Source organism: Xanthobacter versatilis (assembly GCF_043193975.1).
Lineage (GTDB): Bacteria > Pseudomonadota > Alphaproteobacteria > Rhizobiales > Xanthobacteraceae > Xanthobacter > Xanthobacter autotrophicus_E.
Genome location: NZ_JBAFVB010000001.1, coordinates 171,832 through 193,267 on the forward strand (window position 1 = coordinate 171,832; position 21,436 = coordinate 193,267).

Genomic DNA, 21,436 nt, shown 5'->3' on the forward strand with positions numbered 1-21,436 from the left:
GCGTTCCTCACAGGCTGGATGCGACGAGGGCGACACCGGCGGTGACGAGGACTGCCCCGGCGTATTGCCGCGGGACGATCCGTTCGCCGAGCCACAGGTGGCTCGCCACGGTGATGCCGAGAATGTTGAGGCTGGCGACGGGAAACGCGATGGCCAGCGGCACCTGCGCGAGGATGCGCGTCCACACCAGGAACTCGACGGCGTAGACCAGCAGCCCCAGGATCAGCCAGGGCTCGCCCACCAGCCTCAAAGCGAAGCGCCCCACGCCAGCGGAGCCGACGGCGGGAAGCCGGTCGGCACCGCGCTTGAACGCCAGCTGCCCGGCCACATCGCAGGCCACCGAGGTGGCGAACAGGGCGACGAGGGACGCGTTCATTGCAGGATGTCCCCCATGTGCCGGAGGATACGGCCGTTGGTGGCGCCGTTGACGGCGATGGCATTGCCGTGGGGATCGCGTCGTTGGTCCCGGTCGAGATTGGCCAGCAGGGTGCGCAGCGCGCCGTTGTCGCCTTCCGGCGAATAGTCGCCGCACACGTCCATACCCAGCACGGGCCGGTGCCGGGCAAACAGGGTGATGGCCTGCAGCACAAGGTGGAGGGGCAGGCGGCCCTGGTCCCAGTTGGTCACCGCCTCGTCCGGGCCGAGCACGTCCTTGTCGAGGGTGATCCACAGGGGTGTTGCCGGGAGCTGGCCGGCGATGGTCTCCACGTGCGCGGCGAAGTCGCCGTCCTCCAGCCCCTCCCAGCGCAGGCCGTCGGCGGCGATCCCCGCCGCCCCGCGCACGCCGGCCGTTTCGAACCCCGGCCCGGCATAGAAGGTGGCTCCGGATGCCAGGGGATGGACCTCAAGCCGTCCGGCACGCAGCAGCGGCAGATCCGCACCCTTCAGCTGTGGGGCGTTGAGGTCGCTGCTGCACGGGCCCAGCGTCACCACCCGCTCGATATTCCGCTGTTCCAGCAGGCGGCTGACCCAGGAGCCGCAGTTCAGCGTGCGCGGAAACCGGGTCCAGTCCGGATGGTTGTCGAAATGCACCACGCTCATCGGCTGGTCGAAGCGCGAGACCAGAAGGTGGCTCAGGTGATGGAAATCGCCCGAGCCATAAAAGCAGATCTCGCCGCGCGTCGGCGGGCCGAGCCGCTCGGCCAGCGTCTTCAGCGCGCTCCGCCCCGCCAGAAAGCGCAGCCGGGGTGCAAGGTCGCGGGCAATGAACAGATCGGCGTCACAGCCGGGCAGGCCGGCCATGACCTCGTCCTGCACGGTGAGCGTGCCGTCCAGATCGATGACCTTGATGCGCATGGCGCTCACTGGGGCGTCACGCGGGCAAACAGCTGGTCCATGAGCGCCAGGGCGAGGTCGATCTCGGCATGGCTGATGGTCAGCGCCGGCGCCAGCGTGATGACATTCTTGTGGTAGCCGCCGATGTCCAGCACCAGCCCGTAGCGCTCGCCGCCGTGGACGAGATCGCCCTTCAGCGCCTCGTCCACCATGCGGTCGACGATGGCTTTTGAGGGGGTGTAGCTGTCATGCGGCTCGCAGATCTCCACCCGCAGGGCAAGGCCCAGCCCGTCCACGTCGCCGACGATGGCGTGCTTCGCCTTCAGCTCCTTGAGCCCATCGAGGAAATGGGCGCCCTTTTCGGCCACGGAGGTGGCGAAATCCTCCTCGCGCATCATGCGCATGGCTTCCAGCGCCACGGCAGTGCCGAGCGGATTGGCATTGAAGGTGGAATGGGTGGAGCCGGGCGGGAACGCCTGCGGATTGATGAGCGCCTCCCGCGCCCAGAGCCCGGACAGGGGATTCAGCCCGTTGGTCAGCGCCTTGCCGAACACGATGATGTCAGGCGCCACACCGAAATGCTCGATCGCCCACAATTTGCCGGTGCGGTAGAAGCCCATCTGGATCTCGTCCACCACCAGCAGGATGCCGTGGCGGTCGAGCACTTCCTTCAGCTCCGGGAAGAAGTTGGCGGGCGGGATGACATAGCCGCCGGTGCCTTGGATCGGCTCCACATAGAAGGCGGCGTATTCGCACTGGCCGGCCTTGGGGTCCCACACGCCATTGTATTCGCTCTCGAACAGGCGGGCGAACTGCTCGACGCAGCGGTGGCCGCATTCCTCCTTCGTCATGCCGCGCGGGCCGCGGAAATGATAGGGGAAGGGGATGAAGTGGGCGCGCTCGCCGAAATGGCCGAAGCGGCGGCGATAGCGGTAGGACGAGGTGATGGCCGAGGCGCCGAGCGTGCGGCCGTGGTAGCCGCCCTCGAAGGCGAACATCAGGCTCTTGCCGCCGCAGGCATTGCGCACCAGCTTGAGGGAATCCTCGATGGCCTGGGCGCCGCCCACGTTGAAATGCACCCGCCCCTTGTGCCCGAAGCGCGCCATGGCGCCTTCGGCGATCTCGGCGGCCAGCTCGATCTTCTCGCGGTGCAGATATTGGCTCGCCACCTGGGGCAGGCGATCGAGCTGGCGGCGCATGGCCTCGTTCAGGCGCGGATTGGCATAGCCGAAATTGACCGCCGAATACCACATCTGCAGATCCAGGAAGGCGCGGTCCTCGTCGTCATAGATGAAGGATCCCTCGCAGCGCTCGAAGATCTTCGGCTCTTCAGTGTAATGGACCGTGTCTCCATGGGAGCAATAGGTCTCCTCCAGCTCGCGCAGGCGGGTACGCTCGGCGGCGGCGGTGGAGATTTCGGTCTGGCGATCAAGCATGAACTTCCTCGAGGGTGAGGCGGGAGGGGGAGGCGGCGCGGCGGGCGCGCAGCGGTTCCAGAAAGGCGAAGTCCAGGAAGGCGAGGGCGTCGGCGAAGCCGGAAATGGCCTGGTGGGCGATGCCCTCGGCGGCGCAGAAGGCGGCAAGCTCGCCCTTGGCCAGGACGAAATCGGCGCGGCGGGCGAGGCAGAAGTCCGAGCGCCCGTCGCCCACCAGCACCAACCGGCGATCCGCCGGGATGGCGGCGCACTTGCAGGTGCCGCTGGGGCACTGTTCCCCGCGATTGGAGAAGGCCGCCTGCCAGCGTCCCGCGCCTGCCTCCACCAGCCGGTTGCTGGTGACCGGAAGGTCGATGCCGTTGGCGTGCAGCAGGTGGATGATGGCGAGGTCGAACCCGTCCGACACCACCGAGACGGTGGCCCCGCAGAGCCACGCCCGCGTGACGAAGGCGGTGAAGTGCGGGTCGAGTCTTACATCGGCAAGTGCGGCACACAGCGCGGCGCGCGGCGCCTGAAGCAGGGCGACCTGCCGCGACAGGCATTCGCGCGAGCCGATGCGGCCGGCGCGCCAGTCCTCCTCGATCTCCTCCCAGCGCCCATCCGCGAACGTGGCAAGGAGCAGATCGGTGGTGTCGATGGGGCTGATGGTGCCATCGAAGTCGAGAGCGAAGTGAAGTTGCATTTGGCCTCGCGAACTGCGCATGCCCTCTACGCAAGCGCGGGGCCAAAGCATAATAGTATGATTTTAAATGAATTTTTGTCGGGGACGGGTTCCGCGCAGCCTTGCGGTTTGGAGCTTCCTCCAAATTTTGGAGGAACGGCGGCGGCGGGGTCTCAGGCCCGCATCGGGGGCGCGCGGTGCCGAGCCGTCGCAGGCGTCAGCCTGCCCCTTTAAGGTGCGCTGGCTCCTGCCAGCTCAAAATCGATGGAGCGAACTTGTCCGCTGCGCTCCGGTCGCGGCCGGCCGAAGATGATCGTCAGCGACAATGGCAGCGAGTTCACCTCCAATGCCATTCTGGCCTGGACCGACGCGGCTCGGGTCGAGTGGCACTCCATCGCGCCCGGCAAGCCGATGCAGAATGGCTTCATCGAGAGCTTCAACGGCCGCCTTCGGGACGAGTTGCTGAACGAAACGCTGTTCTCCAGCCTGTCCAAGACAAGAGCCGCTCTCGCCCGGTGGCAGCTCGACTACAATACCGCCCGGCCGCACTCGAAGCTCGGATGGCAGACGCCAGCGGCCTTCGCCTCAACCTTCCACCCGTGGCGGGATCAGACGCTCCGCACCATGAATGGCTCCGCGTCTGCACCCGCCGCTCAGGCCGCCCCAGAGGGCAAATCCAACCGACGGAACGAACTCACAGCTGGATAGAAGTTGGTGGCAACGTCATAGGCCTTCGAGTTTTCGGGCCGATGAGCACCCGCCAGGACATCAGCGCGGATGGTTGTGACCTTGCCGGCGAATTCAGCTGACCCGCCGTCATCCGGTGGATGTCTTCAGCTTGGAAACGCAGGCTTTTACCGTCTCGACGAGCTGTTCGAGGCGAGATGGAGGGCGGGTCCTGTATAGGCGGGCGATCACCAATTCCTGCGGCCGGAACGGTCCGTCCAGCGGCCGAGACACGAGCCCACCCTGATCCGGGGCGACGTAAGGCGGCGAGAAGTTCAGCACCGTGTAGCCGAAGCCGCTGGCCACCATGCTGCGCAGCATCTCGAACGAACCGGTCCGGTAAGCAATGCGCGGCTCGATGCGCTCCGCCGCGAAGATCGAGAGGAAATAGTCCCGCGTCTTCGGAAGGTCCAAAAGAATGAAGGGTTCCTTCGCCACGTTGGCGAGGCGCAAGCGCTCCCGCTGAAGCACCGTGTGACCAGCAGGCACCACGAGTTGAACCGGCATGGTGCGCAGCGTGATCGCCTGCACGGTGGTGGGCAGGTCGTAGTCATAGAGGATCGCCAGATCGAGGGCGCCGCTGTGCAGGCCTTCGAGCAGGCTGTCGTGGCTGTCTTCGTGCCAGCGGGCCTGGATCTTGGGGTGCTCCTTCTCCACCTCCTGCATCAGCCGGGGTACGAGATAGGGCGCCAGGGTATTCAGGCAACCAATGCTCAGACGGATGGCGGCGCGCGGCCCGCCGCGCTCGCCCATGGTCTCGATCTCCCGTACATGCAGGAGGATGCTGCGCGCATGGACGGCGAGATCCCGCCCCGCAGGCGTGAGCAGCATGCCGCGCGCATGGCGCCGCATGAACAGCTTCACTCCCAGGATGCGCTCCATCTGGGAAATGGCAGTGGAAACCGAGGAGGGCGAGACATTCAGAGCCTCGGCTGCGCGCAGCACGCTCAGCTGGTTCGCAGCCGTGAGGAAATAGGCGAGCTGCCGCAGGCTCAGATTGGGCACGTCCCGCCAACCGTCCTCGCCCTCGGACCTGTTCATATCATGCGCCCCATGCTTCCGAGAGCTGCTCACCACCTGAGCCGCGCAACATCCGTCGCCGGCAGAAACGATCAAACGTGATGCAATATGGGCCTACAAAATGAGCATGTGGGCGCCTTTTGCAGCATTTATCTCGCAAGTGCTCACGAACATATCGCGCAGCACAAATTTTGTAAGCGATCTTGGTTCGGATTTATTGACTTTGTAATCGCACTAATTCGATTTGCCAACCTAAAGAGCCGGCGCAATGCTCGTGTCATCCAAAGCGGAGCCGCTTCCGCGAAGGGAAGCACCGCCCCACCTCCGCCGCCCCACGGAGAGCAAAACGCATGGCCCAGCAAAAGCAGTTTCTCTCGCAGCCCTTCGCCGGATATCTGAACGAGCCGGCACCTGAGGAGAATGTCGAGCTCACCCACATTGAGAAGGGCTCGGCAGCGGGCGAGTTGCTGCGACGCTATTGGCAGCCGGTGGCCCTGACCAGCGAGATCAAGGATGTGCCGCTCGGCATCCGGATGTTTGGTGAGGACCTCGTGGTCTTCCGCAACACGGCTGGCGAATACGGCATCCTCGACCGCCATTGTCCGCACCGCGGGACGTCGCTGGAATTCGGCCTGCCCACCGAATGCGGCCTGCGGTGCTGCTACCATGGCTGGCTCTTCGGCATGGATGGCAAGGTTCTGGAAACGCCCGGCGACCCGCCCGGCAGCACGCTGAAGGACCGGCTCTACCACGCCGCCTATCCTGCACGCGAATACAAGGGCCTCGTCTTCGGATACTTCGGCCCGATCGAGGCCATGCCGGAATTTCCCATCTATGATTCCTACGAGCACCCCGACGACAAGCTCGTGCCGTATTGCGTCACCTATCCCTGCAACTGGCTGCAGGTGCTGGAAAACGTGATGGACCCGGCGCATGCGGTGTTCTTGCACACCCGCGTGACCTTCTCCCACTTCTCCGACACCTGGGGCGAGCTTCCGGTGATGGATTTCGTGGAGACGCCCACCGGCATGATCTACGTCACCACCCGCCGCTGGAAGGACAAGGTGTGGGTGCGATCCAACGACATCCTCATGCCGAACCTCGCCCAGGTCGGCCATATCTGGGAGGATGGGCAGGAGGCCAAGCAGTTCGGCCGCGTGGGCATCACGCGCTGGACCACGCCCATCGACAACCAGACCTGCCGGGTGATCGGCTGGCGCCATTTCCATCCGGACGTGGATCCGCGCGGCCTGGCGAAGGAAGAGGAGTGCGGGGTCGAGAAGGTGGATTTCTACGGACAGGGCATCGGGGCCTCCTTCGAGGAGCGCCAGCGCCTGCCGGGAGACTATGACGCCATCGTTTCCCAGCGGCCCATCGCCGTCCACGCGCTGGAGCACCTCACCTATTGCGACAAGGGCGTGGTGATGCTGCGCAAGCTCCTGCGCCGCGACATCCGCGGCCTTGCCGCAGGCGAAGAGCGGGCTGCATCCCCGCTGCGCTCCAACGGCCTCATCCCGACCTACTGCCACGACACGGTTCTCGACATTCCGCCCATCGACGGCGTGGACGATCTGGAGTTGCTTGAGGAGGTGGGCCGCCGCGTCACCGAGATCATCATCGAGGGCGAGCACCACAGCGCCGACGACCGGATCGAGATCGTGCGGCACAAGCTGCTCGAATACCAGCGCTCGCTGCTGCCCCGCGCGGCGGAGTGAACGCACCCGGCGGCTTGCCCAGCCGCCGCCCCACGCGGCCACACAGCAATGCCGCAAGACCGGTGAGGCGAAACGGCCTCGCAGCCATACAGCACAAGGATCTGCCCCGTGACCAAGCACCCGATCCACCCCGGCGCCGTTGACTGGAGCGGCGAGAACCCCGGCATCTATCTGAAGGAGCTGCCGGAGGGGCCGTGGACCGGCCTCATGTGCTTCTTCCGCATCGTCTATTCGCCTTTCGGCCTTGGCAGCGGCATCGTCGTGCTGGACGAGCCCGGCACCGCCAAGGGCCTGCCCGAGGTCGCCAATTTCTGCATCTCCGACAACGAGGATCTCGCCCGTTACCTCGTGGCCGAGTTCTTCAGCAAGTTCGCGGCCTTCCGCGTCTCTCCCGGCATCTCAGCCATCAGCTACCTGTCGGCCACAGAGATCCGGCGCGAGGGCGACACCCGCGGCACCTATCGCGAGATCGTCAGCGCCGCCGACATGGAGGTGGTCGCCACGTGGAACCAGCTCGGCGCGCCTTATGCTGTCGACATGCCGCCCGAGAAGGGACCCACCAAGAAGCACGAAATGTACAGCGTCTTCCTTGACGCGCCCGACGCCTCGGTGACGATCAACGGCCGTCCGCTCAAGGGCAAGGTCGCGACGCGCAACTGCGCCGATACCGTCAAGAGCTCCGCCTTCCTGGCATTTTCCGAGTCCTGGATGCGGACGGACGCCTGAACGGCGTTCCACGGGAGGATCGGACCATGACGGACGCGCTCCAGTTTCTTCTGAGCGGCATCGTCGTCGGCAGCATCTACGGGCTCATCGGCGTCGGCTTCACCTGCATCTTCAACGTGACCGGCATCGTAAACTTCGCCCAGGGGGATTTCGCGATGGTGGGCGCCATGACCACCATCGCTCTGCTGTCGGCGGGGGTGCCGCTGCCCATCGCGATCGTGCTCGCCATCGTCGTCACGTGCCTCGTGGCGGCAATCATCGAGCGCACCGCCATCCGGCCGGTCCGCTCGGACGTCGTGCGTGGCATCATCGTCACCATCGGCATCGGCGTGATCCTCCACGGCGTGGCCGCGCTGGTCTGGGGCACCGACGCCCAGCCCATGCCGGCCTTCTCGGGAGATGCGCCGATCCGCATCGGCGGCGCCACCATCTCGCCCCAGGCGCTGTGGGTCGTCGGCGCCGCCATGACCGCGATGGTCCTGCTGGAACTGCTGTTCCGCAAAACGTTCCTCGGGCAAATGTTCCGCGCCTGCGCCATCAATCCCTTCGCGGCCGGCCTCGTCGGCATTCGCGTCGGCACCATGAGCCTCATCAGCTTCGTCATGTCCGGCGCGCTCGGGGCCGTCGCCGGCATCGTCGTGGCGCCTATCGCCCTCACCCAGTACGACAGCGGCCTCCAGCTCGGCATCAAGGGGTTCGTGGCCTGCATCGTCGGGGGCTTCGGTGGGCCGATCGGCGCGGCGCTGGGAGGCATCCTCCTCGGCATCCTGGAGGCGTTCGCAGCGGGCTATGTCAGCTCCGGCTACAAGAACGCCATCGCCTTCGTGCTGCTGCTCGTCTTCCTGCTGTTCCGGCCCGGCGGCCTGTTCGGCGACCTCGAAAAGGTGAGGAGCTGACATGGTCCGCATCCCCCTGCTCATCGCCATCCTCGTCGCCTGCCTGGTCACGGGCGGCGACTATGCCATCAGCCTCGCAGTGGTTATCGGACTGCAGGCACTGCCTGCCCTCGGCCTGACGCTCCTCACCGGCTACACCGGCCAGATCTCGCTCGGCCATGCGGCCTTCTACGGCCTCGGCGCCTACGGCTCCGCGCTCATCGGCGCCGCCCTCGGCCTGCCCGCCCTGCTGAGCGTGATCATCGCCTCGGCGCTGGTGGCGGGGATCGCCTGGGCCATCGGCTGGCTGGTGTTCCGGCTGAAGGGGCACCATCTCGCCATGGCGACGCTGGCCTTCGGCATCATCGTGCAGATCGCCTTCGTCGAGATGCATTTCCTCACCGGCGGTCCCAACGGCCTGTCGGGCATCGAGCCGCTGTCGATCTTCGGCAAGGACCTCATCACCGACGCCCAGGTGCTGCCGGTGGTGTGGGGCGCGGTGATCCTTGCGGTCCTGTTCGCCCAGAACCTCATCTCCTCGCCCGCCGGTCTCGTGATGCGGGCCATCGCGGAGGGCGACAAGGTGGTCGGCTCCCTCGGCAATGACGTCGCCGCCATCAAGCGCAAGGTGATGATGCTGAGCGGCTTCCTCTGCGCGGTGGGCGGCGGGCTCTACGCCCATTATGTCGGCTACCTCAGCCCCGGACCGTTCGACGTGGGCTTCTCCGTGCGGCTCCTGCTCATGGTGGCGCTCGGCGGTTTCGCCAACATCTGGGGCGTGCTGTTCGGCGTCGCCTTCGTGACGCTGGTGGGCGAGGCCCTGAAGCCGCTCGGCGCCTTCGACGTGATCGCCTACGGCACGCTCCTCGTGGTCTCGGTCATCTTCTTCCCGCGCGGCCTCATGGCCGGCATTGCGGAGCCCGTGGTGGCGCAGGCGCGCCGGTTCCGAAAGGTGGCCGCCCGATGAACGCCCAGCCGATCCTCTCCGTCGCCGGTGTCAGCGTCACCTTCGGGACGTTTCCGGCCCTCACCGAGGTGACCTTCGACGTGGCCGAAGGGGAACTGGTGGCGCTCATCGGCCCCAACGGCGCCGGCAAGACCACCATCCTCAACGTGCTCTCCGGAGAAGTGCCGCCGACGGCTGGAACGGTCAGCTTTCGCGGCCGGCCGCTGGCGGGCCTCAAGCCCCACGAGGTGGCGCGCCGGGGCCTCGCCCGCACCTTCCAGGCGGCGGAGCCGTTCCAGCACCTCACGGTGCGCGAAAACGTCATGGTGGGCGGCGTCCCTGCCTCCGGCCTAGGGCTCATCGCCGGCCTCGGCTTCCGCGCCAACAGCCTGCCCGCCGCCCGCCGCGTGGCCAGCGAGGCGGATGCCCACTTGGAGCGGGTCGGGCTGCTGGAGAAGGCGGACCTGCCGGCCGGCCTCTTGACTGCCGGCCAGCGGCGCCTGCTCAGCATCGCGCGGGTGCTGGCGACCGGGGCGTCCATGCTGGTACTGGACGAGCCGGGCGCGGGCCTCAACGAGAGCGAGAAGACCTTTCTCGGCGACGTCATCCTCTCCTTGTGGCGCGACGGCCGCACAGTGCTGTTCGTCGAGCACGACATGCCACTGGTGAGCCGCATCGCCCAGCGGATCATGGTGCTCGACCGCGGCCATCTCATCGCCGATGGAGCGCCCGATGAGGTGCGCGCCAATCCGAAGGTGATCGAGGCCTATCTCGGCCGCCGCGCGCCGGAGGAGCCCGCCGCGGCGCCCGTCGCCGCCATCGTCGCATCGGCCGCCGAGGCCAGCTCCGAGCCGGTGAGGCCGGCGGCGCGGCTGCTGACGGTCCGGGATCTCAACGTCACCTATGGCGGCCTGACGGCAGTAGACGGCGTATCGCTCCACATCGACGAGGGCGAGGTGCTGGCGCTGGTCGGCGCCAACGGCGCGGGCAAGAGCAGCCTGCTCAAGGCCATCGGCCGGGTGGTGAACGCGCGCGCCGCCGAGATGTCCTTCGCCGGCGAGGAGATCGCCCGGCTCCCGGAGGATGCCGTGGTGGCCCGCGGCCTCTGCCTCGTGCCCGAGGGGCGCGCCCTGTTCGGCTCGCTCACGGTCGCCGAGAACCTGGCGGCCGGCCGCTATGCCCGCCGTCGCGCCCGCGGCTTCACGCACCTTCTCCACCAGAGCCGCGCGGAGCGGGCGGTGTTCGAAGCCCGCCTCGATATGGTGTACCAGTTGTTCCCGGTGCTGAAAGAGCGGGCGCGTCAGCTCGCCGGCACCCTGTCCGGCGGACAGGGCCAGATGCTCGCCATCGGTCGTGCCCTCATGGGCGAACCGCGCCTGCTCATGCTCGACGAGCCCTCCCTCGGCCTCGCTCCGCAGGTGATCGACGAGATCTTCGCCTCCATTGCGCGGCTGAAAAGGCAGGGCCTCACCATCCTGCTGGTGGAGCAGAACATCGCCTCGGCCCTCGCCATCGCCGACCGGGGCCTGGTGCTCGCCAACGGGCGTGTCGCCGCCAGCGGCACGGGCGCCGAGCTGCTGAGGGATCCCCGCATCACCGAGGCCTATCTGGGCACCAGCGACAGCCAGGCATCCGGCTGCAGCGCACCGCGCATGATCGCGGTCTAGAGGAGGTCGCATTGGACGAGATCACCGCCCCCTCCGCCCTCTCCGACGCAGACGGCACCGCGCTCGCACTGATGCACGCGGTGGAACCGGCCTGGCGCGGCGTCGCATTGGCGCGCGACGCGATGGACTTTCCCGAGCGGACCATTCTTCATGCCGGCCCGCCGGTGGACTTGGCGCGCATCGCCCGTCCCATCCTCAACAGCGCCGTTATGGCCGCGCTGCTGGAGGCCTGGGCCGCCGATGCGACCGAGGCGGAGGCGATGATCCTCTCCGGCGCCATCCGCCTCGCCCCGGCACAGGACCATGGCGTCATGGTGCCGCTTGCCGCCGTCTTCTCGCCGAACATGGCGGCCCAGATCGTCGTCGATCTCGCCGATCCGCGCCGCCGCGTGCTCGCCCCCATCAATGGCGGCATGGCCAAGGCGCAACGGCTCGGCCTTGCCGGACCCGACATCCTCGCGCACCTCAAGTGGATCAACGGCAACCTTGCGGCGACGCTGTCCATCGTAGCCGACCGGGACATTCCTCTCCTGCCCATCGCGGACGCCGCGCTGGCGGCGGGAGACGATTGCCACGGCCGCACCGTCGCGGGTACGCGGCTGGTGATCGAGGCCATCGCACCACGCCTCGGCAGCGCCACGCTGGAACGCCATTTCCTGGATGGCGCGCCCGGCTTCTTCCTGAACCTCTGGATGGCGACGGCCAAGCTGATCGCCTCGGCCGCCGAGATCCCCGGCAGCAGCCTCATCACCGCCATGGGCGCCAACGGCGTGGACGCCGGTGTCCAGCTCGGCGGCCGGCCCGGCCAGTGGTTCACCGCGCCGGCCGCGCCCCCGGAGGGCACGCTGGTGGAGGGCGTCACCCCGGACGACCGCCTCGGCGCCATCGGCGACAGCGCTCTTGTGGACGCGCTGGGCTTCGGCGCCATGCTGACCGAGCAAGCCGGCCTGCCGCGGGCACGCCTGTTCCCGCGCGAGCACCCCGCCTTCGCCCTCAGCCGGGCGCGCGTCGGGCTCCCCGCCGCGGCCCTGGTGGCGGCCGGCGCCGCGCCCCGCATCGCCCTCGGCATCCTCGACCGCACCGGACGGCGCGGACGCATCGGCGGCGGCATCCATACCCCACCCCCGGCGCTGTTCGCCGAAGCCTTCAACGCCATCGCCTGACCCGAATTCGTTCCTGATCCGCCCACACAGCCCCGACCGAAGGTGTTCCCATGCTGCCCCTGAGACCCACCATCGCCGCATTGCTTATCGCCGCTGGCCTCTCGGCCGCCCACGCTGCCGACCCCATCAAGATCGGCGGCCTTCTGGAGACCTCCGGCCCCGTCGCCTCCCTCGGCCAGCCCGGCCTTGAGGGCGCCATGCTGGCGGTGGAGCAGATCAACAAGACGGGCGGCATCAACGGACAGCCCGTCGAGTTCGTGAACGTCAACACCGAGAGCGACAACACCCGCGCCGTGACCGCCGTGAAGCGCCTCATCGGACAGGGCGACATCGCTGCCATCGTCGGGCCGATGAACTCCGGCTCGTCCTTCGCCATCATCGACACCGTGCAGCGGGCCTCGGTGCCCATGATCTCCAATGGCGGCTCGCGCAACATCGTGCTGCCGGCGGAGGAGAAGAAGTGGATCTTCCTCTCGCCCCTCACTGACGTGCTCGTGCAGAGCGTGATGATGGAGGACATGAAGAAGCGCGGGATCACACGCATCGCCCTCCTGAATGCGGACAGTCCCTTCGGCACCAGCGGCCGCGAGCAACTGGAGAAGAACGCTGCCAGCTACGGCATCACCGTCGTGTCCCAGCAGGCCTTCGGCAACGCCGATCAGGACATGACGCCCCAGCTCACCAAGGTGCGCGGCACCGATGCGCAGGCGGTGGTGGTGTGGGCCACAGGCCCCGGACAGGCCATCGTGGTGAAGAACTATCGCCAGCTCGGCATCGACCTGCCGCTCTATCTTTCCCAGGCCGCGAACGACTTCAACTTCCTGCGCCTCGCCGGCCCGGCTGCGGACGGAATCTTCATCCCCTCCTCGAAGATCTATGTCACCGGCGCGCTGGCCGCGAACGACCCGCAGAAAGCCGTGATCGAGACCTTCGCGAAGGATTACGAGGCCAAATACGGCAAGCCCCCGGCGACGTTCGCGGGTAACGCCTACGACGCGGTGATGATGCTGGCGGAGGCGGTGAAGAAGGCCGGTGCCACCGATCGCGCCGCCATCCGCGGTGCCATCGAGGGCCTGAAGGATCACGTGGGTGTCACCGCCGTCTACACCTACGGCCCCGGCGACCATTTCGGCGCCAAGGCGGACAGCGTGGTGATGCTCACCGTCAAGGACGGCAAGTTCGCCCTCGTGCGGTGATGACATTGCGGCGGCGCTGACCGCCGCGACCCGATCCATTCCCTTCACCCGATTCCGTTCGGCGATCCAGTCGGGCGCGGAGACGCGCGCGCCCGGCCGGACGCTCCCGAGGAGACGGACATGCCCAATGTGACCATCGTCTTCGCAGACGGCGAGCGGACCGAGATCAAGGCCCGCCCCGGCGAGATGATCCTCCAGGCCGCGCGCCGTAACGGACTGGCGCTGAGCTCTGATTGCGAGGTGGGCGACTGCCAGACCTGCCGCTGCACCCTTCTCGCCGGCGCGATCGAGCATGACGCATTCGCCACCACCTCCCTCACCACCGCCGAGATGGAGGGCGGCGAGGTGCTGACCTGCGTCTCGGCAGCTGATGGAGACGTGACGCTCAGCATGCCCTATGAGCGCACCCGGCTGCTGCCGGCGAAGCCCTTCACGCTGCGCATCGAAAGCCTGGAGCAACTCGGCGCCAGCGTGATCCGCCTGAAGGGGCAGACGTTGGGGCTCAAGCCGTTGGTGTTTCTCTCCGGCCAGTACATCAACCTGAAAGTGCCGGGCACGGAGGCCCTGCGCTCCTATTCCATGGCCAACCCGCCGTCCGGGGAGCGCTCTCTGGAGCTGCTGATCCGGCTGCTCGACGACGGCGCCATGTCCACGTATCTGCGCGAACGCGCGGCTCCCGGCGACCAGATCGCGTGCGAAGGCCCACGCGGCACCTTCTATCTCCGCGACGGCACGCGCCCGTTGCTGATGGTGGCCGGCGGCACGGGCCTCGCGCCAATGCTCGCCATGCTGCGACAGATTGCGAGCGCGCCAACGTCGCGCGCCATGACCCTTTGCTTCGGCGTGAACACGCCCGAGGACCTCTTCTGCCTCGACGACCTCGCCGAGCTTGCAAGTCGCCTGCCGGGCCTTGAAATCCGCGTCGCCGTGGCGCGTGGCGACGCCGGGCCGAAATGGCAGGCGGGCTATGCCACCGATCTCCTCCAGCCCGGGGACGTGCCGGGGCGCGACATCTACCTGTGCGGTCCGCCCCCCATGACCGACGCGGCGCGCGCCTTCCTGACTGCCCACGGCGCCGATCCTGCGGCCATCTTTCTGGAACGTTTTGTCGCGAGCGGGGCCACCGCCGCCTGGTCGAAAGCTTGATCCATGAGCATCTTTGTCAAGACCCTCAGCCTCGGGGCGGATGGCCCACGCGTCGCAGTGAAGGACACCATCGATATCGCGGGCGAGCCGACCATGGCGGGCAGCCGGGCCCTGGCCGACGCAGCCCCCGCGACCGAACATGCCGAAGTGGTGGCGCGGGCGCTCGCAGCGGGCTGCCGGATCGTCGGCAAGACCACTCTGCACGAGCTGGCCTTCGGCGTGACCGGCATCAACGACTGGAGCGGAACGCCCGAGAACCCGAAATGGCCGCATCTGGTGCCCGGCGGCTCGTCCTCGGGATCGGCCGCGGCAGTGGCGGCGGGGCTCGCCGATTTCGCCCTCGGCACGGACACCGGCGGGTCCGTCCGCATCCCGGCCGCCTGCTGCGGTGTCTTCGGGCTGAAGCCGACCTTCGGTCGGGTCAGCCGGCACGGTGTGATGCCAACCGACAGCACCATCGACTGTGTAGGCCCGATCGCGGCAAGCGCGGACATGCTGATGCGCGCCATGGAGATCATCGATCCCACCTTCGCGCGACGGTCGGTGAATGCGCCGCGCATCGGGCGCGTGGCGGTGAAGGCCAATCCGGCGATCCACCGCGCCGTCAACGAGGCACTGGTAGCTTCGGGCGTCGAGAGCCGCGATGTCAAACTCGCCGGACTTGAAGCCGCCTTCTCCGCCGGTCTCGCCATCATCAATGCCGAGAACGTCACCGGCCTCGGCCACCTGCTGCAGACGGGTCTCGTGGGAGACGACGTCGCCCGGCGCCTCGCCCAGGCAGCCGCCGTAACCAGGGAGGAGATCGCCGCAGCCGAGTTTGTGCGTGCGGCGTTCACGGCGGAGATCGACGCACTCCTCGAAGCCCTCGACGTACTGGTTCTGCCGACCATGCCCGAGTTCCCGCCTGCCCTTGCGGAAGCGCGCGGCGACCTTTCCGCCGTAGGCATGACGACGTTCGTGCGCCCCTTCAACCTGTCGGGACATCCCGCCGTGACCGTGCCGCTGCTGGCAGAGAACGGCGCCCCGGCGGGTTTGCAGATCGTCGGGAGAAAGGGCGAGGATGCGTTGGTCCTGGCGGTCGCTGAACGGGTCAGCCCCGCAAGGTCGCAATGAGGGGCGATTTCAGCTCCAGTTGTTTGCACCAAAAATGATACATTAGTTTAAAAAATGACGACTACGTAAAATATATTTCTTGAATTCACTCCAAATTACTCTGTAGCAAAACCGCCCCCGCTCCCCTAGCACTTAACGCATCCGAAGGATTGCGGAGCGGGCACTCCTCAAGTGACAGGCATCCGCATCCGATACAACCATCCAGATGGTTGCGCAGCTGGGTGAGACCGTCGATACGCGCCTGCAATGCCACTCTCCAGCCGGCGACCATATCGCGAACCGCGGCAGCTGACGGTTGTTTCCCGGCCGGTATCGGTTTCAGCAGGGCGGAGATTTCAGCCAGCGGCATTCCCAGGTGCTGTGCCACCCGGATAATCGCGATCCGCCGTAGAATGTCCCTGGAAAAGCGCCGCTGGTTGCCGCGGCTGCGCGTTGCCGCGATGAGCCCTTTGGCTTCGTAGAAGTGCAGAGTCGAAACGGCCACTCCGCTGCGCTGCGCAACTTCCCCCACGGTCATTTGCCGAGGCGGGCTTCCTCGTCTGTCCACGACGAAAATCCTTGACCTAAACCATACTCGAGGTTTTATACGAATGGTCCGCTTGCCCATGCAAGCCCTTTGGCCAAGGACGGCTGAAGAGTCTTTCGCGTTGGCGACCGCGTCCGTAAGAAGGACCGGCCCGACGCAAGCTCGTACGGGACGGACAAAATGGAAACCAATGAGATTATTGCCTTGGTCAGCGGTGCCAATCGCGGCATCGGCTTGGCCGTTGCGGCTGGGCTCGCGCGCCGCAAAGGTGTCAGCGTGCTGCTTGGGTGCCGCGATCTTGACCGAGGAAAGACGGCGAGCCTCCCGCTGCTCGCGGAAGGGCTCCGGGTCCGGCCGGTCCAACTGGACGCAACGGACGAAGCCAGCGTATCGTCGCTTGCTCATTTTATAGAGAATGAATACGGGCGCCTTGACGCGCTCGTCAACAATGCCGGAATTGGTTTAGACTATGATCCATCACTGTCGGTTGTTGAGCGAATTCAGAAAACACTAGATGTCAACGTCGTCGGCGCCCTGCGCCTTACAGAGGCGATGGTCCCATTGCTGGCGAAATCCACCCGCCCTCGGATCGTCAACGTATCCTCTGAACTCAGTTCGTTTGGGCTGCGCGCAGATCCGGACTGGGCCTATCGCGACTTCAGGCTTCCCACCTATGCGGCATCCAAAGCGGCGCTCAATTCGCTCACGCTGAGCTATGCGCAGCAGTTGAAGGATAAGGGCTTTAAGGTCAACGCCATTTGCCCAGGCTACACGGCCACCGAGGCGACCAACTTTGCGGGGACACGCACGCCCGAACAGGCGGCTGTGATTGCTGTTAAATTCGCATTGCTCGACAATGAGGGACCGAACGGCATTTTCGTCAATGAAGTGCAGGAACTACCTTGGTAAGATGATTTAAGGTGGAGCCCAACAGGGCTTGAGGCCGGCGTGGAGACCTCCGTCGGCAGTCTGGGTGCAAGCGACCCGGGACCGGCGCCGTGCCGGTCCCGGTATTGCACGCCGGACGGAGCATCCGCCCGGCAAATTCAGTCTTCATTCTTCGAAGCGTGGTGCGTCTGGCCCATCAAAACATAAGCCGTGGGCACCACGTACAGCGTGAAGAGCGTGCCGATGGCGAGGCCGGTGGCGATGACGAGGCCAAGGTTGAAGCGCGAGGCGGCGCCCGCGCCGGACGCGAGGATGAGCGGTAAGACGCCGAGCACCATCGCCGCCGTCGTCATCAGGATGGGCCGCAGGCGGAGCGTGGCGGCCTCGATGATGGCCTCGCGCTTGGACTTGCCTTCAAGCTGCAGTTCGTTGGCCACCTCCAGCATCAGGATGCCGTGCTTGCTGATGAGTCCCATCAGCGTGGTGAGGCCGACCTGTGTATAGATGTTGATGCTGGCCCCGCCGATGCCGACGCTGATGAACAGCAGCGCGCCGGCGAGCGACATGGGCACCGACAAGAGGATCACCACCGGATCGCGGAAGCTGTTGAACAGCGCGGCGAGCGATAGGAAAATCACGATCAGCGCAAAGGCGAAGGTGGTGACGAAGCCGCCGCTCTCCTGCACGTACTGCCGCGAGGCGCCACCGAAATCGAGCGTATAGCCCGCGGGCAGGGTGCGCTTGGCGAGATCCTTCAACGCCGTGATGGCATCACCCGTGGTAATCCCGGGTGCGACCACGCCGGCGATGGTGGCGGCATTTACCTGCTGGAAGTGGTTGAGGGATTCCGGCACGGTCTTCGTTTCGATACGCGCCACGGTCGACAGCGGGATCATCGTTCCGTCGCTCATGCGCATGTAATAATCGAGCACCTGGTCGGTATTGAGCCGCGCCTCCTGCTTCACCTGCGGGATGACCTTGTAGGAGCGCCCGTCCAGGCTGAAGTAGTTCACATAGCCGCCACCCAGCAGCGAGGAGAGGGCACCGCCCACGTCGCTCATGGAGAGGCCGAGGAGCGAGGTCTTCTCCCGGTCGATGACGATGGAGGCCTGCGGCTGGTCAATCTTGAGATCGTTGTTGAGGAAGATGAACAGGCCAGTGTCCAGCGCCTCCTGCAGGAACTTCGCGGCCACCTCGTTGAGCTTGTCGAAGCCATCAGAGGTGCCGATCACGATCTGCATGGGCAGGCCGTTCGAGCCGGGCAGAGGCGAGGTCTGGAAGGCGACGATCTTCTGCCCGGCGATGGCGTTCAGCTCCTGCTGGATCATCGGCTGAAGGGTCTTGGTGGTCGCCTTGCGTTCGTCCCAGGGCTTCAGCACCCAGCCGGCGATGCTGGTGCCGGTGCTCTCCACCTGGAATACCGTCTCGGTTTCGGGATGCTTGGAGAAGGTCTCGTAGGTCTGTCGATTGTAGAGCAGCTTCTGCTGCAGTGTCGCATTGGGGGCGGAAATGCTCTGGGCGAGGATGATGCCCTGGTCCTCCTCGGGCGCCAGTTCGCTCTGCGCGGTGCCATACAGCCAGTAGACGCTGCACAGGACGAGGGCGGCGAACACGGCGGTGACGGACATGTAGTTGAGAGCGCCCGTCAGCGAGCGGGAATAGGCGGCGGTGATCCTGCCCATCACCCGGTCCACCGCCAGCACCATGCGCGATTCCAGGTCCCCGCCCGCATGGTCCACCGGCTTCAGCATGTAGGCGGACATCATCGGCGTCAGCGTCAGCGCCACCACGGCCGAGATGGTCACCGCGCCCACGAGCGTGAAGGCGAACTCGGTGAACAGCGCACCCGTGAGCCCGCCCTGGAATCCGATGGGCACATAGACCGCGATCAGCACCACGGTCATGGCGATGATGGGATTGGCGAGCTGGCGCGCCGAGGCGAAGGCGGCCTGAAGCGCGCTCATGCCCTCTTCCATGTGATGGTTGACGCTTTCCACCACGATGATCGCGTCGTCCACCACGAGGCCAATGGCGAGCACCAAGGCCAGCAGCGTCAGCAGGTTGATGCTGAAGCCGAAGGCCAGCATCATCAGGAAGGTGCCGATCAGCGACAGTGGGATCGCGATCACCGGTATGAGCACCGAGCGCCAGGAGCCGAGGAAGGCGAATACCACAAGGGTCACGATGGCCAGCGCCTCCACCAGCGTGTGGATCACCTCCTCGATGGAGGAATTCACGAAGGCGGAGGAATCGTAGATCACACCCATGGAGAGCCCGGTGGGCAGCTGGCTCTCGATCTCCGGTAGCACCGCGCGCACGCCCTTGATGACATCAAGCAGATTGGCGGTGGGGGCGATCTGGATGCCGATATAGACCGACTCCCGCCCGTCGAACATGGTGGCGGACTCATAGTCGTCGGCGCCAAGAGTGACGTTCGCCACGTCCTTCAGGCGCACGATGGCGCCGTTCGCCTCCTTGACGATGAGGTTCCGGAACTCCTCCACATTGTGCAGGCTGGTTGAGGCGGTGAGGTTCACCTGCACCATCTGGCCCTTAGTGTTGCCGAGGCTCGCAATGTAGTCGTTGCGGGTGAGCGCGGTGGAGACCTCCGAGGCGGTCACACCATAGGCCGCAAGACGGATGGGATCGAGCCAGGCGCGCATGGCGAAAGTCTTGCTGCCGAGCAGTTCCGCCGTTTGCACCCCCTGCACCGCCTGCAGCTTCGGCTGCACCACGCGGATCAGGTAATCGGTGATCTGGTTTCCGGCGATGGCGTCGCTGCGGAAGCCGATATACATGGCGTCGATGGTCTGCCCGACCTTGACCGTCAGCACAGGCTGCTGAGTACCGGAGGGCAGTTGGTTGAGTACCGAATTGACCTTGGTATTGATCTCGGTCAGCGCCTTGCCGGTATCGTAGTTGAGCCGCAGGTTGGCGGTGATGGTACTGGTGCCGGTGGTGCTGGTGGAGGTCATGTAGTCGATGCCGTTCGCCTGGGCGATGGCATTTTCCAGCGGCGTCGTGATGAAGCCCGCCACCACGTCCGGATCGGCGCCGGGATAGGTGGTCGAGACGGTAACGATGGCATTCTGCGTGCGCGGATATTGCAAGATGGGCATGGAGCTCATGGCGCGCAGGCCCAGCACCAGGATCATCAGGCTGACCACGATCGCCAGCACCGGCCGGCGGATGAAGATGTCGGTGAAGGATGACACTGGCGCCTCGGTTCAGCGATCGACGATGGAGGGAGCGGGGTCGTTGGCCGGCAGCACCGTATTGTTGACGCTGACCTGGGACCCGTTGTGCAGCTTCATCTGCCCGGCGGCGACGATCTGGTCGCCCTCCTTGATGCCTGATAGGACGGCGATCTGGTCGCCCCGCGTCGCGCCCGTCTTCACGAAGACCTGACGCGCGGCGAGGCCCGTGGCCGAGCCCTCCTTCTTCTCCACCACGAAGACGATGTCGCCATACGGATTGGCCGTCACGGCCGTCTGCGGCACGGTAACGAACGCGTCCGGCGTTCCCACAGCGACCTCGACAGTGGCGAACATGCCGGGGGTGAGGCGGTGATCGTCGTTCCTGAACTCGGCGCGCAGTTGCACGTTGCGCGAGGTGACGTCCACCTTGGGGCTGATGGCCGTCACCGTGCCCTCGAATGCCTGGCCGGGATAGGTATCCACCGTGGCCTTCACCGTCTGGCCCGTCTTCACCTCGGCGAGGGCCTGTTGCGGCAGGTAGAAGTCGATGAAGATGGGGTTGAGGGACTGGAGCGTCACCACCGCCGTGCCCGCGCTCACATACTGGCCGAGATCGACGGAGCGGATGCCGAGCCGGCCGGAAAAGGGCGCCTTCAGCGTCTTCTTGTCCACCACCGCCTGCTGCTCGGCCACCTGGGCCAGCGCCTTCTTGAGGTTTGCGGTGTCGCTGTCGATGGTTGCCTGGCTCACCGCGTGGATCTTCAACTGCTCCTGGTCGCGGTTGAGGATGATGGCGCTGACGTCCGCAGTCGCCTTCAGGGCGGCGAGATTGGCCACCTCCTGCTCGTCGCGCAGTTGAAGGAGGACCTGCCCCTCGCGCACCTCGTCACCAGACTTGAAATTGATCTTCGCGACCGTGCCGGAGCTCTCGAGCGCCAAGTCTGCCCCCGCTTCGGCGCGCACGCTGCCCACCGCCTTGACGGTGGACTGCCAGGGCGTGAGGCCAGCCACCGTGGTCGCGACGGTCTGCGGCGGGTCGCGCAGCGAGGCCAGCGCCTGCTTGATCATGCTCGCCTTGAAGAGCTGGAAGCCGTATAGCGCCCCGAAAACCAGGGCGACGGCGGCCAGCATGAGGATCATCCGTTTCTTCATCTGACGTC

The 21,436-nt window shown here is 66.2% G+C and carries 18 protein-coding genes and 1 pseudogene; 11 read left to right on the forward strand and 8 right to left on the reverse strand.

Translation table 11 applies throughout. The features are described from left to right. Nucleotides 1–7 precede the first annotated feature (7 nt). Genes V5F66_RS00655 through V5F66_RS00670 form a run of 4 tightly spaced genes read right to left on the reverse strand, consistent with a single transcriptional unit; the run spans nucleotide 8 to nucleotide 3,393 of the window. Nucleotides 8–376 carry an EamA family transporter gene (locus tag V5F66_RS00655; protein WP_394092986.1) on the reverse strand — a complete coding sequence of 123 codons (369 nt, stop codon included), beginning with the start codon at nucleotides 374–376 and terminating at the stop codon, nucleotides 8–10. Beyond that, nucleotides 373–1,296, reverse strand: coding sequence for an arginase family protein (locus V5F66_RS00660; protein ID WP_394092987.1), 924 nt, complete (start codon nucleotides 1,294–1,296; stop codon nucleotides 373–375). The genes V5F66_RS00655 and V5F66_RS00660 overlap by 4 nt, the downstream gene beginning before the upstream one ends. A 5-nt stretch (nucleotides 1,297–1,301) precedes the next feature. Beyond that, nucleotides 1,302–2,711: an aspartate aminotransferase family protein gene (locus V5F66_RS00665; RefSeq protein ID WP_394092988.1), complete on the reverse strand. Its 1,410-nt coding sequence runs from the start codon at nucleotides 2,709–2,711 to the stop codon at nucleotides 1,302–1,304. Continuing rightward, nucleotides 2,704–3,393 (reverse strand): HAD-IB family phosphatase, encoded by a 690-nt coding sequence (locus tag V5F66_RS00670; protein ID WP_394092989.1) that lies wholly within the window; start codon nucleotides 3,391–3,393, stop codon nucleotides 2,704–2,706. The genes V5F66_RS00665 and V5F66_RS00670 overlap by 8 nt, the downstream gene beginning before the upstream one ends. A gap of 273 nt (nucleotides 3,394–3,666) precedes the next feature. On the opposite strand from V5F66_RS00670, the pseudogene V5F66_RS00675 reads away from it, so the two are divergent. Beyond that, nucleotides 3,667–4,080: pseudogene (locus V5F66_RS00675) on the forward strand (integrase core domain-containing protein); the annotation flags it as partial. Between the two features lie 108 nt (nucleotides 4,081–4,188). On the opposite strand, the gene V5F66_RS00680 reads toward V5F66_RS00675, so the two are convergent. Continuing rightward, a complete protein-coding gene (locus V5F66_RS00680; RefSeq protein ID WP_394003288.1) occupies nucleotides 4,189–5,139 on the reverse strand; it encodes a LysR family transcriptional regulator in 951 nt (316 codons plus the stop codon). A gap of 329 nt (nucleotides 5,140–5,468) precedes the next feature. On the opposite strand from V5F66_RS00680, the gene V5F66_RS00685 reads away from it, so the two are divergent. From V5F66_RS00685 to V5F66_RS00725, 9 genes are all read left to right on the forward strand, one after another. Beyond that, entirely contained in the window at nucleotides 5,469–6,833 is a 1,365-nt protein-coding gene (locus V5F66_RS00685) for a Rieske 2Fe-2S domain-containing protein (RefSeq protein WP_394092990.1), read from the forward strand. A gap of 108 nt (nucleotides 6,834–6,941) precedes the next feature. After that, complete coding sequence (locus tag V5F66_RS00690) at nucleotides 6,942–7,559, forward strand: hypothetical protein (RefSeq protein ID WP_394092991.1); 618 nt, start codon at nucleotides 6,942–6,944, stop codon at nucleotides 7,557–7,559. A gap of 26 nt (nucleotides 7,560–7,585) precedes the next feature. Further along, nucleotides 7,586–8,455 (forward strand): branched-chain amino acid ABC transporter permease, encoded by an 870-nt coding sequence (locus tag V5F66_RS00695; RefSeq protein WP_394050376.1) that lies wholly within the window; start codon nucleotides 7,586–7,588, stop codon nucleotides 8,453–8,455. 1 nt (nucleotide 8,456) lies between these two features. Further along, nucleotides 8,457–9,401 (forward strand): branched-chain amino acid ABC transporter permease, encoded by a 945-nt coding sequence (locus V5F66_RS00700; RefSeq protein ID WP_012113069.1) that lies wholly within the window; start codon nucleotides 8,457–8,459, stop codon nucleotides 9,399–9,401. Continuing rightward, entirely contained in the window at nucleotides 9,398–11,047 is a 1,650-nt protein-coding gene (locus tag V5F66_RS00705; RefSeq protein WP_394092992.1) for an ATP-binding cassette domain-containing protein, read from the forward strand. The genes V5F66_RS00700 and V5F66_RS00705 overlap by 4 nt, the downstream gene beginning before the upstream one ends. A gap of 11 nt (nucleotides 11,048–11,058) precedes the next feature. Further along, nucleotides 11,059–12,210 carry a YlbE family protein gene (locus V5F66_RS00710; RefSeq protein WP_394092993.1) on the forward strand — a complete coding sequence of 384 codons (1,152 nt, stop codon included), beginning with the start codon at nucleotides 11,059–11,061 and terminating at the stop codon, nucleotides 12,208–12,210. 50 nt (nucleotides 12,211–12,260) lie between these two features. Beyond that, entirely contained in the window at nucleotides 12,261–13,406 is a 1,146-nt protein-coding gene (locus tag V5F66_RS00715) for an ABC transporter substrate-binding protein (protein ID WP_394092994.1), read from the forward strand. Between the two features lie 120 nt (nucleotides 13,407–13,526). Next, on the forward strand, nucleotides 13,527–14,552 hold the full coding sequence (locus V5F66_RS00720) for an FAD-binding oxidoreductase (RefSeq protein ID WP_394092995.1): 1,026 nt from the start codon (nucleotides 13,527–13,529) through the stop codon (nucleotides 14,550–14,552). A 3-nt stretch (nucleotides 14,553–14,555) separates the two neighbouring features. Next, nucleotides 14,556–15,665, forward strand: a complete 1,110-nt coding sequence (locus V5F66_RS00725; RefSeq protein ID WP_394050370.1) for an amidase — start codon at nucleotides 14,556–14,558, stop codon at nucleotides 15,663–15,665. Nucleotides 15,666–15,750: 85 nt separating this feature from the next. Here the strand turns inward: V5F66_RS00725 and soxR are convergent, their stop codons facing one another. Then, on the reverse strand, nucleotides 15,751–16,182 hold the full coding sequence (gene soxR, locus V5F66_RS00730) for a redox-sensitive transcriptional activator SoxR (RefSeq protein WP_394003307.1): 432 nt from the start codon (nucleotides 16,180–16,182) through the stop codon (nucleotides 15,751–15,753). Between the two features lie 189 nt (nucleotides 16,183–16,371). On the opposite strand from soxR, the gene V5F66_RS00735 reads away from it, so the two are divergent. Next, entirely contained in the window at nucleotides 16,372–17,100 is a 729-nt protein-coding gene (locus tag V5F66_RS00735; RefSeq protein ID WP_394050368.1) for an SDR family oxidoreductase, read from the forward strand. A 137-nt stretch (nucleotides 17,101–17,237) separates the two neighbouring features. Here the strand turns inward: V5F66_RS00735 and V5F66_RS00740 are convergent, their stop codons facing one another. Both V5F66_RS00740 and V5F66_RS00745 read right to left on the reverse strand, forming a co-directional pair. Then, on the reverse strand, nucleotides 17,238–20,234 hold the full coding sequence (locus tag V5F66_RS00740; RefSeq protein WP_394093284.1) for an efflux RND transporter permease subunit: 2,997 nt from the start codon (nucleotides 20,232–20,234) through the stop codon (nucleotides 17,238–17,240). Nucleotides 20,235–20,306: 72 nt separating this feature from the next. Continuing rightward, nucleotides 20,307–21,428 carry an efflux RND transporter periplasmic adaptor subunit gene (locus V5F66_RS00745; protein WP_012113078.1) on the reverse strand — a complete coding sequence of 374 codons (1,122 nt, stop codon included), beginning with the start codon at nucleotides 21,426–21,428 and terminating at the stop codon, nucleotides 20,307–20,309. Nucleotides 21,429–21,436: the final 8 nt, after the last annotated feature.

Excerpts from the sequence above, each read along its gene's own strand:
- V5F66_RS00725 (WP_394050370.1), top strand. The coding sequence starts at position 14,556 with ATGAGCATCTTTGTCAAGACCCTCAGCCTCGGGGCGGATGGCCCACGC.
- soxR (WP_394003307.1), bottom strand. The coding sequence starts at position 16,182 with ATGACCGTGGGGGAAGTTGCGCAGCGCAGCGGAGTGGCCGTTTCGACT.
- V5F66_RS00720 (WP_394092995.1), top strand. The coding sequence starts at position 13,527 with ATGCCCAATGTGACCATCGTCTTCGCAGACGGCGAGCGGACCGAGATC.
- V5F66_RS00740 (WP_394093284.1), bottom strand. The coding sequence starts at position 20,234 with ATGATCCTGGTGCTGGGCCTGCGCGCCATGAGCTCCATGCCCATCTTG.
- V5F66_RS00700 (WP_012113069.1), top strand. The coding sequence starts at position 8,457 with ATGGTCCGCATCCCCCTGCTCATCGCCATCCTCGTCGCCTGCCTGGTC.
- V5F66_RS00665 (WP_394092988.1), bottom strand. The coding sequence starts at position 2,711 with ATGCTTGATCGCCAGACCGAAATCTCCACCGCCGCCGCCGAGCGTACC.
- V5F66_RS00695 (WP_394050376.1), top strand. The coding sequence starts at position 7,586 with ATGACGGACGCGCTCCAGTTTCTTCTGAGCGGCATCGTCGTCGGCAGC.
- V5F66_RS00745 (WP_012113078.1), bottom strand. The coding sequence starts at position 21,428 with ATGAAGAAACGGATGATCCTCATGCTGGCCGCCGTCGCCCTGGTTTTC.
- V5F66_RS00670 (WP_394092989.1), bottom strand. The coding sequence starts at position 3,393 with ATGCAACTTCACTTCGCTCTCGACTTCGATGGCACCATCAGCCCCATC.
- V5F66_RS00660 (WP_394092987.1), bottom strand. The coding sequence starts at position 1,296 with ATGCGCATCAAGGTCATCGATCTGGACGGCACGCTCACCGTGCAGGAC.
- V5F66_RS00705 (WP_394092992.1), top strand. The coding sequence starts at position 9,398 with ATGAACGCCCAGCCGATCCTCTCCGTCGCCGGTGTCAGCGTCACCTTC.
- V5F66_RS00735 (WP_394050368.1), top strand. The coding sequence starts at position 16,372 with ATGGAAACCAATGAGATTATTGCCTTGGTCAGCGGTGCCAATCGCGGC.
- V5F66_RS00715 (WP_394092994.1), top strand. The coding sequence starts at position 12,261 with ATGCTGCCCCTGAGACCCACCATCGCCGCATTGCTTATCGCCGCTGGC.
- V5F66_RS00680 (WP_394003288.1), bottom strand. The coding sequence starts at position 5,139 with ATGAACAGGTCCGAGGGCGAGGACGGTTGGCGGGACGTGCCCAATCTG.
- V5F66_RS00655 (WP_394092986.1), bottom strand. The coding sequence starts at position 376 with ATGAACGCGTCCCTCGTCGCCCTGTTCGCCACCTCGGTGGCCTGCGAT.
- V5F66_RS00685 (WP_394092990.1), top strand. The coding sequence starts at position 5,469 with ATGGCCCAGCAAAAGCAGTTTCTCTCGCAGCCCTTCGCCGGATATCTG.